The 15,682-nt window shown below is 38.0% G+C and carries 17 protein-coding genes; 6 read left to right on the top strand and 11 right to left on the bottom strand.

The features are described from left to right. Positions 1-3: 3 nt before the first annotated feature. The 7 genes from AABB81_RS14230 to AABB81_RS14200 form a co-directional block, all read right to left on the bottom strand. Positions 4-429, bottom strand: coding sequence for an arsenate reductase ArsC (locus AABB81_RS14230; RefSeq protein ID WP_342161224.1), 426 nt, complete (start codon positions 427-429; stop codon positions 4-6). Positions 430-470: 41 nt separating this feature from the next. Beyond that, the gene (gene arsB, locus AABB81_RS14225) at positions 471-1,508 is read right to left on the bottom strand and encodes an ACR3 family arsenite efflux transporter (protein WP_342161223.1); all 1,038 of its coding nucleotides are present in this window, start codon (positions 1,506-1,508) and stop codon (positions 471-473) included. Between the two features lie 52 nt (positions 1,509-1,560). After that, positions 1,561-2,043 carry a DUF6428 family protein gene (locus tag AABB81_RS14220; RefSeq protein ID WP_342161222.1) on the bottom strand — a complete coding sequence of 161 codons (483 nt, stop codon included), beginning with the start codon at positions 2,041-2,043 and terminating at the stop codon, positions 1,561-1,563. 69 nt (positions 2,044-2,112) lie between these two features. Beyond that, positions 2,113-2,616: a GNAT family N-acetyltransferase gene (locus tag AABB81_RS14215; RefSeq protein ID WP_342161221.1), complete on the bottom strand. Its 504-nt coding sequence runs from the start codon at positions 2,614-2,616 to the stop codon at positions 2,113-2,115. A gap of 1 nt (position 2,617) precedes the next feature. Beyond that, positions 2,618-2,950, bottom strand: a complete 333-nt coding sequence (locus tag AABB81_RS14210; RefSeq protein WP_342161220.1) for an ArsR/SmtB family transcription factor — start codon at positions 2,948-2,950, stop codon at positions 2,618-2,620. Between the two features lie 63 nt (positions 2,951-3,013). Next, positions 3,014-3,250, bottom strand: a complete 237-nt coding sequence (locus AABB81_RS14205) for a hypothetical protein (RefSeq protein WP_342161219.1) — start codon at positions 3,248-3,250, stop codon at positions 3,014-3,016. A gap of 82 nt (positions 3,251-3,332) precedes the next feature. Beyond that, positions 3,333-3,683 carry a MotA/TolQ/ExbB proton channel family protein gene (locus AABB81_RS14200; RefSeq protein WP_342161218.1) on the bottom strand — a complete coding sequence of 117 codons (351 nt, stop codon included), beginning with the start codon at positions 3,681-3,683 and terminating at the stop codon, positions 3,333-3,335. 193 nt (positions 3,684-3,876) lie between these two features. On the opposite strand from AABB81_RS14200, the gene AABB81_RS14195 reads away from it, so the two are divergent. The 5 genes from AABB81_RS14195 (at position 3,877) to AABB81_RS14175 (ending at position 8,802) form a co-directional block, all read left to right on the top strand. Continuing rightward, on the top strand, positions 3,877-4,953 hold the full coding sequence (locus tag AABB81_RS14195; protein ID WP_342161217.1) for a sensor histidine kinase: 1,077 nt from the start codon (positions 3,877-3,879) through the stop codon (positions 4,951-4,953). Between the two features lies 1 nt (position 4,954). Further along, positions 4,955-5,671, top strand: a complete 717-nt coding sequence (locus AABB81_RS14190) for a LytR/AlgR family response regulator transcription factor (protein ID WP_342161216.1) — start codon at positions 4,955-4,957, stop codon at positions 5,669-5,671. Positions 5,672-5,706: 35 nt separating this feature from the next. Next, on the top strand, positions 5,707-6,810 hold the full coding sequence (locus tag AABB81_RS14185) for a diphosphomevalonate decarboxylase (protein WP_342161215.1): 1,104 nt from the start codon (positions 5,707-5,709) through the stop codon (positions 6,808-6,810). Positions 6,811-6,918: 108 nt separating this feature from the next. Then, positions 6,919-7,845, top strand: a complete 927-nt coding sequence (locus AABB81_RS14180) for a mevalonate kinase family protein (RefSeq protein ID WP_342161214.1) — start codon at positions 6,919-6,921, stop codon at positions 7,843-7,845. A gap of 12 nt (positions 7,846-7,857) precedes the next feature. Beyond that, on the top strand, positions 7,858-8,802 hold the full coding sequence (locus AABB81_RS14175; protein ID WP_342161213.1) for a geranylgeranylglycerol-phosphate geranylgeranyltransferase: 945 nt from the start codon (positions 7,858-7,860) through the stop codon (positions 8,800-8,802). A gap of 1 nt (position 8,803) precedes the next feature. Here AABB81_RS14175 and AABB81_RS14170 read toward each other — a convergent pair whose 3' ends face one another. After that, positions 8,804-9,481, bottom strand: a complete 678-nt coding sequence (locus AABB81_RS14170) for a hypothetical protein (protein ID WP_342161212.1) — start codon at positions 9,479-9,481, stop codon at positions 8,804-8,806. Between the two features lie 115 nt (positions 9,482-9,596). On the opposite strand from AABB81_RS14170, the gene AABB81_RS14165 reads away from it, so the two are divergent. Continuing rightward, the gene (locus AABB81_RS14165; protein ID WP_342161211.1) at positions 9,597-10,499 is read left to right on the top strand and encodes a pseudouridine synthase; all 903 of its coding nucleotides are present in this window, start codon (positions 9,597-9,599) and stop codon (positions 10,497-10,499) included. Positions 10,500-10,603: 104 nt separating this feature from the next. On the opposite strand, the gene AABB81_RS14160 is transcribed toward AABB81_RS14165, so the two are convergent. The 3 genes from AABB81_RS14160 to AABB81_RS14150 form a co-directional block, all read right to left on the bottom strand. Beyond that, positions 10,604-13,153, bottom strand: coding sequence for an alpha-amylase family glycosyl hydrolase (locus AABB81_RS14160; protein WP_342161210.1), 2,550 nt, complete (start codon positions 13,151-13,153; stop codon positions 10,604-10,606). A gap of 74 nt (positions 13,154-13,227) precedes the next feature. Next, positions 13,228-14,547 carry a SusE domain-containing protein gene (locus tag AABB81_RS14155; protein WP_342161209.1) on the bottom strand — a complete coding sequence of 440 codons (1,320 nt, stop codon included), beginning with the start codon at positions 14,545-14,547 and terminating at the stop codon, positions 13,228-13,230. 20 nt (positions 14,548-14,567) lie between these two features. Further along, positions 14,568-15,682: RagB/SusD family nutrient uptake outer membrane protein (locus tag AABB81_RS14150; protein ID WP_342161208.1), on the bottom strand; the 1,115-nt coding region annotated here is incomplete at its 5' end.

Below are 15,682 nucleotides of genomic sequence, written 5' to 3'. Positions count from 1 at the left end.
ATCTTACGATTTGATTTTTTGCTTATAGAACTCAAAAAAATCTCTTTTGATCTGGTCTCTGATGGTTCTGAATTCAGTTAAAACCTCTTCAATAGTTCCGGTAGCATCTGCAGGGTCTTCAAAACCAATGTGCAAATGATGTTTGACCTCACCAATAAAAGCAGGACAGGTTTCTTTCGCACTTCCGCAAACCGTTATGACATAATCAAAAGGCTGCCCCAAGTACTGATCAACCTGTTCGGGAACATGACTGCTAAGATCTATCCCGACCTCCTTCATCACCTGAATTGCCACAGGGTGTACCTCATGAGAAGGATGAGTTCCGGCGGAAAAAACTTCAAGATCTTTGTCAAATTCTTTTAAAAACCCTTCAGCCATTTGACTACGACAGGAGTTGCCTGTGCATAGAATAAGAATTCTTTTCTTCATGTTAATTTTATTAAATCATTTGTTTTTGATGAGTTGAAATTTTAGCTTTTAGCATAATACTTACTTTTAAGTTTCAGTGAAACGTTTACCAGTAAAATCAACACGGGAACTTCAATCAAAGGCCCTATGACGCCTGTAAATGCCTGAGGCGAATTAATTCCGAATATCGCTATGGCAACAGCAATGGCTAACTCAAAATTATTTCCTGTAGCTGTAAAAGCCACAGAAGCATTTCGTTTATAGTCTACCCCTCTTTTATGCGCTATAAAGAAACTTATAAAGAACATGATCGCAAAATACAAAATAAGTGGAACAGCTATTCTAAGAACATCCAGTGGCAATTCCATGATCATATCACCCTTTAAACTGAACATCAGCACAATAGTTGCTAAAAGCGCGATGAGTGTTATGGGAGAAATAAATGGAATAAACTTTCTGTTGTACCAGTCAATACCTTTGATCTTTACTAAATAATGCCTCGACAGGAATCCAGCAGCAAAGGGAATTCCCAGATAGATCAGGACGCTTTTTGAAACTTCCCAAATAGAAATATTTACATCATAACCCTGTATCCCAAAATAAGGCGGCAAGACCGTAATAAACAACCAGGCATAAAAACTATAGGTAAAGACCTGGAAAACACTATTCAATGCAATTAAAGTGGCTCCATACTCTCTGCTGCCTCCTGCCAAATCGTTCCAAACAATCACCATGGCAATACACCTTGCCAATCCGATCAATATCAGGCCTGTCATATACCCCGGATAATCCCTGAGAAAAATAATAGCCAGAAGGAACATCAGGATCGGGCCAACGATCCAGTTCAAAAAGAGCGACAGCCTCATTAATTTAGTATCCTTAAAAATAGACGGAATCAATTTATAATCAACCTTAGCCAAAGGAGGATACATCATCAGGATCAAACCAAGGGCTAATGGAAGATTCGTAGTTCCAACAGATAACTTTTCATTCATAGTGGAGATATCCGGAAAAATCACTCCCAGTGAAACCCCAAGGGCCATGGCTAAAAAAATCCATAATGTCAGATATCTGTCTAAAAGCTTTAACCTTGTTTTCATCCCATTAAATTTGCGCTAAAGTAAATTATTTAATTCAGATCTTCCTTCGTATTTAACAACAATTTGACCCTGCGCAGCAGGCCTCCTCCTTTTCAGGTTCTATAGCTATACTGCATTGATCATGGGCTTTACATCTGGTCGCCTCAGAAAACAAATAAACATAGACACGGTTTTCATCATGGCTAATCTTATCGATCGGCATGACAGATGTGGGGAAATTATCATTTCCGTATTCCAGTTTTAATTCAGTCTCCCATTTTATAGGTTTAATGCCATTTACCCTGCTAATAATAGCCCTGATCTTGTCTGTTGTCATAAAATCCGTTTTTTCCAACTCATCAGGACTTTCCCAGAGCTGGAATTGTGTTTCTTCCCAGAAATTGGTCTTTCCTCCGCAGTCTGTTGTATCAAACTGTACATTTTTCACCTCGGTTAAATGATAATTTGCCCCCGCAAATTTGTCCTGAGCAAATGAAAACAACAACTCCTTATCTTGATGCTGTTCTAAGACTTTTACAAATTCCTTTACTTTCATCGTATTTCTTTTTTTTATAATTAATTGTTCAACTTGTATTCAATTGTTTCAAAAAAACAGGGTCCGTTTTTACAAACCTGCTGTTTTGCTTCTTCTTTCCATCAAAATATTATTTTTCCAAATCCCGTTTAACTGACCGATTCTTTCCCTAAATCCAATACATCTAAACCCTGATTTTTCATGTAATTTTATACTGGCTTTATTTTCAGGAAAAATTCCGGATTGTAAAGTCCAGTACCCTCTCAATTCACTTTCCGATATGAGACTCTTCATCAATTGCTCTCCAACGCCTTTTCCACGGGCATCAGGGGACACATATACGCTTACCTCCGCTACCCCACCATAAACACATCGGGAGGAAACCGGTGAAAGGCCTGCCCAGCCAACAACAGAGCCCTGCATTGTTGCCACAAGCCGGCATGTTTTAATATGCTGGCTATCCCAGTATTCCCACGAAGGCACCTCCTTCTCAAAGGTTGCCATTCCAGTCTCTATACCTTCCTTATAAATATTGGCAACTTCTGCCCAGTGAGCTGATATCATAGGTATGATCTCTATAAGTTGAGTTTTCATGTCAGCAACAATTGATCTTCGAAAAATCCTCTTTGAAAAGTGTAGAAAATAATTGCTGAGCAATGCCCCAATTCTTTGTATTGATACAATATTTTACTTTCGGAGGGTTTACTTCGCCAATAATGAGGCCTGCTTCTTTTAATTCCTTCAGGTGTTGAGAGACTGTAGATTGGGCAAGTGGCAAAACATCCAGGAGGTCACCTGTAAAACAGCAACTCTGATTGCTCAAATGCTTGAGTATAATAATTCTGGCCGGGTGCCCAAGTGCTTTGGCAAACTTGGCAAGTTGTTCGGTCTCTCCCGAATAGTCAAAATCTTTAGCGGATCTTTTCATATGTAGTTAATTGTTCATCGCAAATATACGATTAATATTTATAAAAAAAAGTTTTTGTTTAATTTATTGGGCAACTTCTCCTCTATGAGGAACCAGAGCATCTCTGTAAACAATCATATCACTCTCATTAACTGTAATATAGGCGATACAATACATATCTGAAATCGGACTTGTACCCGTTTCATAAAAGTATAACTTCTCTTTTACTGCAAATTCTTCGAGATGAACAACATGATGCCTTGCTATTTCAAGTGCTTCCGGCCCTCTGAAGTCCCATATTAATTTGATTTTTCTATTCAATTCTGATTTTTACGGCAAAGATATCCATTTCACATCAGGAAATGGATATCTTCTTGCTCAATCCTATTAATTTATTTAGAAGTCAGTCCTTTTTTATCCAGGTGAGAATGATAATTCCCAGTCTTCCGACAAGAAAAATGAACATTCCAAAAACCGGGGCAAGAGAGGCAACCTTCAAGCCCCCGGCCAACATCTCTGCCGATACCTCCCCATAGGATTCAATTGCGTCAAAAGCACCTATTAAACCAATGATTTGGCCAAGAAAACCCCAAACTATAGCAAATAAGGCAATGGAGCTGATTAGACTGATATTTTTGTCTGCTAACCCTTTTTGCAAAAACGCTTTAACAATTAGAATAATCAACAAAATTAAAATAAAAAACAGGGGGTACATAAAAAATGGTCCACCTTCATTCAAACGATCAAATAACATAATAATGTAGTTTTAAGATTAATAGGTTCAAAAATAGAAAAATGAACTCCTGCTTATTGTTTTTTGCGACGAATGAACCAAATAGCAACGGATTTGACCATTATACCTGATTTTTATTTTATCAATCAAATTTGGTTGAATCCATCTCAAATTTAGTCATTCACCTTTTAAAAATGTCCAATTAAAATAAAATATGCAACTTGCAGCAATGGATCTCAGGAAATTAATCAATTCGCGATTTATCCTTTCGCATTTCCTCTTTTGGATTGGCGTCTGGTTCTTTTATGTCTATTTTTTTAGCTATAATTCAACTGATGCCAATTATGTTACATGGTTTTCCACCTTTCTGATTCCGGTGACCATGATTACAACGTACTTTGTTGTGTATTATCTCATTCCCAGGTACCTGCTTGAAAAAAAATACGCCCTTTTTATACTGTACAGTATCTATACGGTTATTCTTTCCACCTGGCTTATACTTATGACGATATTCGCCAGCCTGGTATTCTTATCCAATCTGAATATTGAAAAAATGCCCCCAATGAGCAAGAATTATGTCTTTGTGCTTATTTTGGTCTATCTCATTGTCATGGTGGTGAGTTTTGTAAACCTATTGAATCATAATTTTAGAACGGAATCCAAAAACAAAGAACTCGAAAATAAAATACTTGAAACCCAGTTACAGCTCAAGGACCAGGAATTACAATACCTTAAAAAACAAATTCACCCTCATTTTTTATTCAATACCCTGAATACTATTTATGGCTTTGCTCTAAAGCGCTCCAGGAACACATCCGACATTATTCTTAAACTTTCCAACCTTCTTGATTATATACTGTATCAGGTCAACAAGCCCAAAGTGAGCCTTGAAGAAGAGGTCATGCATTTAAAGGAATACATTGAGTTGGAAAGAATCAGGTTCCAAGACACGCTTAAAGTCTCCTTTCAAACCGAAGGTTCCTTTAAACATAAAATGATCCCTCCAATGCTACTTATACCCTTCGTTGAAAATGCCTTTAAGCATGGCAACTTGATAGACGGGTATTTACAAGTCCATATAAAAATAAAACTTGAAGATCATGTGCTTCATTTTGAAATAAAAAATTCTGTTAAACAGGAAAATCAAAGCCATAAAACATCCGGGATCGGTCTTCAAAACATAAAAAAGAGATTAGATCTTATCTATCCCAACAGTTACAAACTTGAGGTCAATATCAATAATGATTGGTTTTTGGTTGATCTCCTTATCAAAAATATAAATAACATTTGAGATGAATAACCCTATAAAATGTATCATCGTCGATGACGAACCCATGGCTCGGGAAATTTTAGAAAATCATCTGAAAAGAATAGAAGCAATAGATATTGTGGGTTCTTGTAAGAATGCCGTCGAAGCATTTAACATTATCAATTTACAATCAATTGACCTCATTTTTCTTGACATCAATATGCCTGAAGTTTCGGGATTGTCTTTTGCCAAATCAATTAATAAAAAGATCAAGATCATCTTTACCACAGCCTATCGGGAATATGCCGTAGACGGATTTGACTTAAAAGCGGTTGATTATTTGCTCAAGCCTATCTCTTTTGGAAGGTTAATTCAATCGATCAATAAATATAAAAATGAAAATTCCCCTTATCAACAGGAAGAAGAGAGAGAGATCAGCTATGAAAAATCAGATTTTATTTTTGTCAGAGCAGACAGAAAAATGGTCAAAATCAATTTTGACGAACTTGACTATATTGAAAGTTTATCTGATTACCTTAAAATTCATGTAAACAACAAAGTGATCATCACACGTGAAACTATTTCGAGTATTGAAGCCAAATTGCCGAAACAGGATTTTATGAGGGTGCACAGATCCTATATTGTTTCTATCAATAAAATTCAGTCATTTACCCCGGAATTTATTGAAATAAAAAATAAGGCCATTCCTATAAGTCGCAGTTATAAGAATGATGTCAAACAAAGATTGGATACTATTTAATTAAATAAATTATCTTTGCTGAAACAACCCTTATTTTGACAGAAAATCACTTTGTTTTTAATAATAATGATCTGCCATACACGCAAAAAGGAAGTGTGTCGTGGGAGAGTCCCAGCAATATCGCATTGGTAAAATACTGGGGGAAAACTGAGCCTCAAATTCCTAAAAATGCCTCCATCAGTTTTACCTTGTCAAATTGCCATACCCACACAACCTTGAGTTATTCGCCTAAACCAAGCCCTTCCGGATCATTTGATTTTAAAGTCTTTTTTGAAGGTGAAGAAAAACCGGGCTTTAGACCCAAAATCGAAAAATTCTTTGCTAGAATCGCTTCGTACGTTCCTTTTATAGAACAGTTTAGTTTCGAAATTCATACACAAAATTCTTTCCCTCACAGCAGCGGAATAGCTTCAAGTGCCAGTGGACTTAGTGCACTTGCTCTTTGTTTGATGAGCCTCCAGAAAATTATTGATCCCCGGATCACAGAAAATCATTTCAAAGAAAAAGCTTCTTTTCTGGCAAGGCTCGGCTCCGGGAGTGCCGCAAGAAGCATCGAAGGCCCTTTGGTAGTTTGGGGGAAACATCCGCGTATCCAAGGAAGCAATGATCAATACGGAATAAGATTTCCAGGAGACATCCATAAGGTTTTTAACACTTTCCAAGATACGATACTACTTGTTGACAAGGGGGTGAAACAGGTGTCCTCTACAGTTGGCCACAACCTAATGCTGGGGCATCCTTTTGCAAAGGCCAGATTTAATCAGGCACAGGATTCAATGAGCAGGCTGATCCCAATTTTAAAAAATGGTGATCTCGATACATTTATTGAAATTGTAGAAAAAGAAGCTTTGTCGCTTCATGCCATGATGATGACTTCAGATCCCTATTTCATTCTAATGAAGCCGAATACTTTGGAAATCATAGAAAGAATCTGGGATTTTAGAAAGACTTCCGGTTCCCATATTTGTTTTACACTCGATGCCGGAGCTAACGTACATATTCTTTTCCCAGAAAAAGATAAAGACCTGGTCAGCAGTTTTATAAACAAGGAATTGATCGGCTTTTGCGAAAACAATCAATTTATCAGTGACCATGTAGGATTTGGAGCTCAACTCCTATCACATGAAGAAAAGAATTAAATAATTAAAACGTATACAAGTTTTAAAGAATTTATGCGTTTATTATCAAGCACATAGATTTAAAGTATTTTTCTCTTATATTTGTACCGAATTTATTAAATGGACGAAATGAACGGCCCACTTTTTTACGCTAAGATCCTGCTATTTGGAGAATACGGCATTATAAAAGACTCAAAGGGTTTGGCGATTCCATATAATTCGTATCAGGGAGCCTTGATCATATCTGAGGACAACTCTGAAAAGGCAATAGATTCAAACCGAAAATTAAAAGCATTCTTTCAATATTTAAAAGCCTTAAAAGATCCTTCAATCAATTTAAGACTGGATGATCTTAAAGCTGATATTGACAATAATATGCATTTTGATTCCAGTATCCCGCAAGGTTACGGGGTCGGAAGTTCAGGTGCGGTGGTTGCAGCCATCTACGACAAATACGCCGATAACAAGATAACGGTACTCGAAAACCTGACAAGAGATAAGTTGTTAAAACTTAAAGCGATCTTTTCAAAAATGGAATCATTTTTCCATGGAAAAAGTTCGGGTTTAGATCCTTTAAACTCCTATTTGAGCCTGCCTATTCTCATCAATTCCAAAGATAACCTTGAAGCCACCGGGATTCCGTCTCAAAAAGAAGGCAAGGGAGCAGTATTCCTTTTGGATTCTGAAATGATCGGTGAAACCCAGCCAATGGTTAACATTTTTATGAACAAGATGAAGAATGAAGGGTTCAGAAAAATGATTGATCGTGATTTTGCCCGTTATACGGATAATTGTATTGATGACTTTTTACACGGGAACGTTACATCTTTATTTGGGAACGTAAAAAAGTTGTCCAAAGTGGTTTTGAAACATTTCAAGCCTATGATCCCCGATTCTTTTCATCAGTTATGGCAACATGGAATTGAGAGTAATGATTACTATTTAAAACTTTGCGGCTCAGGAGGTGGAGGTTATATATTAGGATTTACCGAAGATTATGAGAAAGCCAAAAAATTGCTTCAAGACTATAAATTGGAACTCGTTTACAGGTTTTAACATCCTTGCCTTATGGATGCCTCTAATAACGGGCTTAAAAAGAAGCCTAAGACCCGAAAAAAATATTCACTGTTCTTCAAGTTCCTAAGCTTACTTTCTGTAGTGAGGGGATACAATATTGCCATTATCGTTCTGGCACAATATTTAGCTGCCATTTTTATCTTTTCCCCTGATCTTCCTCTGCGCGATATTATTTTTAACCTGGACCTTTACTTTCTGGTACTGGCCACAATTTGTGTAATTGCAGCAGGATATATCATCAATAACTTTTACGACAGTAAAAAAGATAAGATCAATAAACCCATAAAATCAAAGATCGACAGTATTGTTAGTCAGCAAATCAAATTAAAAATCTATTTCTTGCTCAATTTTATCGGGGTCGTATTTGGCTTTTTAGTATCATGGCGTGCCGCACTGTTTTTTGCGATATATGTGTTTTTAATTTGGCTCTATTCTCATAAGCTTAAAAAATACCCGCTTACCGGATTGTTCTCTGCTTCTATCTTATCGATCCTTCCTTTTTTCGCAATTTTTATTTATTACAAAAATTTCTCAACCATCATATTTACCCATGCCGCTTTTCTGTTTTTTGTATTGATGATCAGGGAATTATTAAAAGATTTAGAGAATATTAAAGGTGATATCGTTCAAAATTATCGAACAATCCCTGTAACCTACGGGGAGCATTTTACTAAAATTTTAATCACGCTGCTGATACTGTTGACTATGAATCCGGTCTATTTTTTATGGGAATATCCCGAAATAGGCATGATGAAATATTATTTTTATTTTGTAGGGATTGTCTTTTTGTTCGTTCTTGTGTATTTGTGGAAAGCAAAAACAAAAAAAGACTACCTCATTCTTCATAATACCATCAAGCTGATCATCTTTATCGGAGTCTTGAGCTTAATGCTGATAGACACTTCAGTGATCATTAAGCGCATCCTTACTGTATAGCTTAATTGAATTTTTCTTTCTCCTTTAGCAGATGTTTCCTGAATTCTAAACTTTTCTGCAAAAGGTCTTTATAAGCATTGTTTCTTTGCAATACCATAGAATAATACCCCCCAAATATATTTGAAAATGCAACGGTATTATAGATTTTCTCATCAATGATTTTACCATTAATGACATCAAACTCTTTAAAAACAAAAGTCATCACATATGCATTAAAAAACTGATGAAAATAATCATCCACAAAAGTAACGCCTTGTACAGCTAATCCATAGTCTACTATTTCACCTTTCAAATCAAAATTTCTAATCAGGTTGAGGTTTCCACTATTAATGATATCCTCATAGGTACCTTTCTTTATTTCAATTTTATTGATCTGGATGATCCTTTTCAACAAAGCATCTGCAGAATCTGTGCTCAATGTCCTGGCTCTCAAATTTGAAATATTTCTATTGGCAGCCAATATCCATAAACTATCGTTTTTGTTTAATTTACTCAATTCATCAATAGTATCTTCAACATCTGCGATAAAACCCGAAATGTATTTTTGTTCGAGCTCCAACTGCTGACTTTCTTCTCTCCAGTTGTTCAAGATAAAACCTGACGAGACCCCTAAAAACACAACCAGTAATTCCAATCCCAATTTTCCCCAATTATAGTTTTTCATTTGAAATTTTTTCATTCCAATGCAATTAAATATATAAGACATTATAAAATTAATATTTTTTGGCAAAGCTAAAGACAGAATATCAAGTACTTATTGAAATGATTTCGTACTTTTGCAAAAATTTTTACAAATGACCGCAAAAAACAACTCGTCGAGAGGACGACAGGAGCGAGGAGCCGGCAGCAGTGCTAAAGGCAAGGAATCAAATGCATCAACTTCAGGATCTTTTAAAGGAAAATCAAAAGACAAAAACTTCAGGCCACATCCTGAAAAAATCAAATCTTTTAAAAAGGGGCCATCCAAATTAAAGAAAACCACAGATTCTGAGGAGATAAGGCTGAATAAGTATATCGCTAATTCGGGTATCTGCTCACGAAGAGAAGCAGATACTTATATCAGCGCAGGCAGTGCCACTGTTAATGGAAAGATCATTACCGAAATGGGTTATAAAGTGAAGCCTGGCGATGAAGTTCGGTTTGACGATGTGTTGATCTCCCCGGAGGCAAAACGATATGTTTTGCTCAATAAGCCTAAGAACTATATTACCACCATGGACGATGAAAAAAGCAGAAAAACTGTGATGGAATTGATCCACAGGTCGACCAAGGAAAGAATTTACCCGGTTGGAAGGCTCGACAGACAAACTACTGGTTTACTGCTCTTTACCAATGATGGTGAAATGGCAAAGAAACTAACGCACCCCAAACACAATGTGAAAAAACTTTATCATGTTACCCTCGACAAAAAATTGTCAATGGAGGATCTGAAAAAGATCTCCGAGAACTTTGTGCTTGACGGTAAAATGGTATTCGTCGACAAAATCTCCTACATAGAAAACAAACCAAAATTTGAAGTAGGTATAGAGATACATTCAGGACGAAATAGAATTGTGAGAAGAATCTTCGAACATTTTGGTTATAACGTGCTCAAACTTGACAGGGTCATTTTTGCAGGGCTTACCAAAAGAAATCTTGGCAGGGGAGTATGGCGCCACTTAACCGAGCAGGAAGTAAATAATTTAAAAATGATCTGATTACACATGAGGCCTTGATGACCTTCTGTGTAAAATCATTGATCATACATAAAAAAGACTGCTGTATACAGCAGTCTTTTTTATTGTTCATTACCGAATATACATTACTCAATAATCAGTCTTTTGGAGCTGGTTCCTACTTCAGAACTAATTCTTAAGAAATAGATAGAAGGTTTTAAAAAGGAGGTGTCATACTCCTTGTCAGGGTAAAAATCCCCTGAATACTTTGTGATCAATCTCCCCGTATGGTCGAATATTTCAACCTTTTTTACATTTTTATTGATTCTGAAAGTATTCGTCGCCGGGTTGGGATAAATATTTAATCCTCCCAAAGGGTCGTATTCCTGCACAGGTAAAACAACCATACTGCTGCCATATATCCTGAATTCACCGGGTTGAAGGGAGATTGGCTGGTTGACATTAGAAACGTTCAGTTCAACATTATCATTTAAGAGGTCAAACCAGGTTCCTGTCTTTTGAAATTCAGGATTGATACTTTGTGGGGTAAGCCCAAAATTGCCTATAATAGTTATATGTTTTAAAACAGCATTACCGTCATCATCTGTAAGTTGAATTTTTTTCAACCCTGTGCTTGCACCGGCGTCAACAGTAAAATTCCCTGTTTGAAAAATCTGTTCTTGTAACCTCAACTTGATCAGTTTGGCCCAGACATCGTAAATGGCCTTTCTTTCAGGATCATCAAGATAATCCCAGCGAATGGGTTTATTACTCACCCGGCAATTGTTGTTGATCGATCCATTTGGGCAATAATTGATGCTATAATCATAGCCCAGTTCACCAAATTGCCAGATCATTCTCGGTCCGGGAACGGTAAAGTAAAAGGCTCCTGCTATTTTCTCCCTTGTCAATGCAGTGGAAACATCTTTAACATTGTACCCTCCATTCGAATTGCCAAATTCCAGGTTTTTATACATCAAACGTTCCTCATCATGACTTTCCATATAAGCTACATTGGAAGGTACTGTCCAGTTCCTGTTTTTGTAATCAATCCATGAGAAATCAGATTTACCACTACTGTCGTGATAGCCCATGGTGCTTTCATTATACGCACCTGAAAGATTACTCCACATCATGATTCCTTTTCCTTCATTGAGCCTGTAATTGACCCATTCGGTTTCTTCGGTATTGGTACCCAGGTGCTCAAATATAATATAGAAATCAGTGTCTACGTCCCATTGGTAATCAGCATAAGTTTTTAAAACCGCCACCCGGTCAGCTTGATACGAACCCGTACACCCTTCATCAGAAGGAGTGCAGTTTTGAGTAAAGCCTTTTGTCAAATCCCATCTGAATCCATCAATTCTGTACTCATCTATCCAGTATTGAGTCGTCCTTTTTACATAATCCCTGGTCGCTTGTTTGCTATGGTTAAAATCATTGAATACGCTGTACGAATGTGTAGCCACCCGGTTAAAGAAAGGGCTGTCTGCACTGGCCTGTCCTCCGTATCCGCCATTGCTGTCATTCCACATCCTGTAATACGGGTTTTGGCCGGTAGCATGGTTATAGACCACATCTAAGATAACCGCGATATTTCGTTTATGGCATTCATCGATCAGTTGTTTAAACGCCTTTGGCGTACCGTAATACTTGTCTAAGGCCATATGAAAAGACGGGTTATAACCCCAGGATTCATTCCCGTCAAATTCACTTACTGGCATCAACTCAATGGCATTCACTCCCAGTTCTTCCAGATAATCCAATCTTGCCTTTAATGCATCAAAACTGTGCAAACCATCAAAATCTCTCAATAAGAGTTCATAGATGACCAGATCCGTTTTTTCAGGAAGATCATAGCTATTTGTCTGCCAAATAAAATCATCATCTCCTGTTCTTAATAAAGTAACGGCATGGCTGGTGCTCCCGCTTGGATAATCCGGTAAATCGGGATAGGTTACATCATCGATAAACTGATCATTAAAATCATCAAGAATCGTTGTTGAATAAGGGTCTGCAACTCGTATGGCCCCGTCTACCAAATACTGATACATATGGTCAAACTTTGGCGTTAAGCCCGTGAGTTCTATCCAAAACCTGTTTTTGGCACTGTCTTTTTTTAAGAGGTAATTATCGTTCTTTTCCCAATTGTTAAAATCACCAAGTACATAGACGAACGTCTTTAAGGGTGCATAAAGTACCAGGGTCGCTTTGGTGTTGTCGTTTGGATTGAGGTTAATCCCGTCGAGCATCCCGTTTGGGACAGGTGCTTCTGTTACAGGAGGTATCACAATTGCTCCAATAGTAACGACATTATCCTGTGATTTTTTATCGCCGTCACCATTTTTGGCCTTTACCAAAAATCCAATGCTTTCAAGACCAGTTCTTCCATAAAAATCTTTGGGAACAAAAGAAATAGAATAACTGCCATTGCCGTTATTGGTCATTTTTTGTGCCTCATCCGAATTTGTCCACTCTCCATTATTAGGAGCATCTTGTTCTACGCCGCTTGCCGTGGACCATGCCCATAAATACACATCGGTGACACCCCAAACAGCAGGGTTAAAACCAGAGGCAGTGATGGTGATCATTTCATCTTCAGCAAATGAGGACGGATCGATATCAAAAGTAACGGTTTGTTGCTGAGCAACTAAAGATGTAGTAAAGACAAAGATAAAAAGTAAAATTTTATGCATATGTTCCGGTTTTAATTAAAGGAAAAAAAGGGCTGTATTATTCACACAGCCCTTTTTCATGTTTACAATCAATTCTATTTTGGTGTAATTGTATAGGTAGGTACGCTTGGATTTGTAAAATCAAGTACAATATCATACGTCCCTGCCGTACTAGGAATATTGGCCCCATCTAATTCTAAAATACCATCTAAACCATCATCACCGTAGTTGACGGCCCAGTCCTGGTTCACCCTGAACTTGATCTCGCCATCCAGCAAGGTTACTCCGTTGGCATAGTATAGGCCTTCATTACAAAAATCAGGTGTGAACGCGAAGTCTGGCCCAGCTCCACCCCAGTCATTATATCCTGAACCAACAACACCATATACGCTTGTCTTTTCAATGCTGTAAGTAAGATTATTGAAGTCGACAGTCACATGGTAATATCCCTGTGTAACTGCTATATCGGCTCCGTTCTGCTGTAAAGTTCCGTCAGCCGCATCTGATCCATAATTCACTGCCCAATCCTCATTCTGACGTATTTTAACTTTGCCTTCTTTGAGGTATACATCAGTTCTCCAGGTATCTGAACAAGAATCATACATTAATGGTACATCAGGTTTGTCCCATCCGAATTCTGTAGCGTCACCAACCAAGCCCCAGCTATATGTTTCAATGGTATAGGTAAGGTTTGCTTCATCAAAAGTGATCTTATAAGTACCCTCAACAGTCTTGTGATTGGCTCCATCCTGTTTTAGGTTGACACCATCATCAGAACCGTAATTTACAGTCCAGTCATTGTCTTTTCTGATCTTCCATTCCCCCTCGATCATGGTGATATAGGCTACATAAATACCAGTCTCTCCAGATTGATAGAAGGGTACATCCGGTCCGTCCCATCCATTCGGAGTGGCACTTCCCACCACTCCCCAAGGAGTTTCAAGGTCTAGTACTCCAGAATAGGCAGTTGCCTTAAACATTTCTGCTGCCGAGGCCTTATCATACTGTTTTGACAATAAGATGTCGACCTTGACATAAACAGCTGTAGATGTGCCCGGCTCAATGCCTAAATTTAACACGATCTTATTCAGTTGCTCATGTGTAAATGTCTTCTTAAAAGTGCCATCTACCATGTCTTTGCCTCCAGGTATGACCTGTGGCGAAGAAAATTCCTCGCTAATGTCAAAAAGTATGTTATACTCAGCAGCCGCATTATAACCAAAATCGGGCTGGGTCCATGTAACTTCAAGAGCCTTGTCGTCAGCCTTTGAATCTTCAAGGTTAACATCTGACTGGTCAAGGCCAACGGTCGTTGTAAAATTTTGATTGATCGCAACAACATCATCATCCTCACAACCAAAAATCAAAGTTGTGAAGATCATTAAGAACAAAATTCTATTTATATATTTTTTCATGATATATCTATGTTTTTAAATTAATAACCCGGGTTTTGTTCCAAATCAGGGTTTGCAATAATATCTGAAGAGGGGATCGGGTAAAGATCTCTAAATTTTTCTGTAGGTTTTCCTTCCATTACCCCACCTTTCCATGGCCATACGCCATTCTCGGTAAACTGGTTAAAACGTATCAGGTCGGTTCTCCTGTGTCCTTCCCAATGCAGTTCTCTGGACCTCTCATCAAGAATAAAATCCAGGGTTAAATCAGTAGCATCAATATTTCCTGCCGGACTGCCATAGGCTCTTTCTCTCAACTTGTTGATATAGCCCGCAGCTTCGCTTGCGCTTCCACCACCGCCTCTTAGAAAGGCTTCAGCATACATGAGGTAGGCATCCCCTAATCTGAACATCGGGAAATCAACATCAACAAATTCACCTGACCCATCCGAGCCCTGGTTTCCATTGACATCCAGATTTATGAATTTTTCTATCGCATATCCATTAGAGAAATTGAAAGGGTCTTCGATTTCGAGCGTCTGGTCTTCTGTAAAGAAATTTGCCCTTCCATCTCCTACAGGAGTCACGGTGTAGGTGTTACTCGCTTTGTTTAACGCAATATAGTAGGCTCCGTCAGCAGGAATGGAAATATTTGATCCACCATCCTGAAGATTGCCATCACCGTTATTATCACCTAAATTTACATTCCATCCACTTTCTTCCCAGTCAAAACGAAACTTGAACTCACCGGCAACCAGTTGGGCATAAATACCATATTGATCAGCACTTGATTTATACATGACCATATCAGGACCATCCCATCCATTTGTAGTGGAACTCCCTACAAGGCCCCATTTTGAAGTGGATCCAATACCTGTATTCAAAGCATCAAGGTCAACACCGGCATCAAACTGCTGTACAAAATTCTTGGTGGTCCTGAGTCCGCCCCAACCGCTGCTTACACCGTAATCAGAGGCAACCATTTTACCACCTATGGGAGCATGTACAAGGAAAGTTGTTCCTCCATATCCGGTTGTATTTAATCCGTCAAAACGAATCGGGAAGATGATCTCATTCTCAGAACCATTGATGTCATTATCAGCCAGAAAGAGATCTCCGTAATTATCAGTCAGGAAATAACCTGCACCGATCACCT

This window comes from Lutimonas vermicola (assembly GCF_038433205.1).
Taxonomy (GTDB): Bacteria; Bacteroidota; Bacteroidia; order Flavobacteriales; family Flavobacteriaceae; genus Lutimonas; species Lutimonas vermicola.
This window is presented reverse-complemented; position numbering and strand designations above follow the sequence as displayed.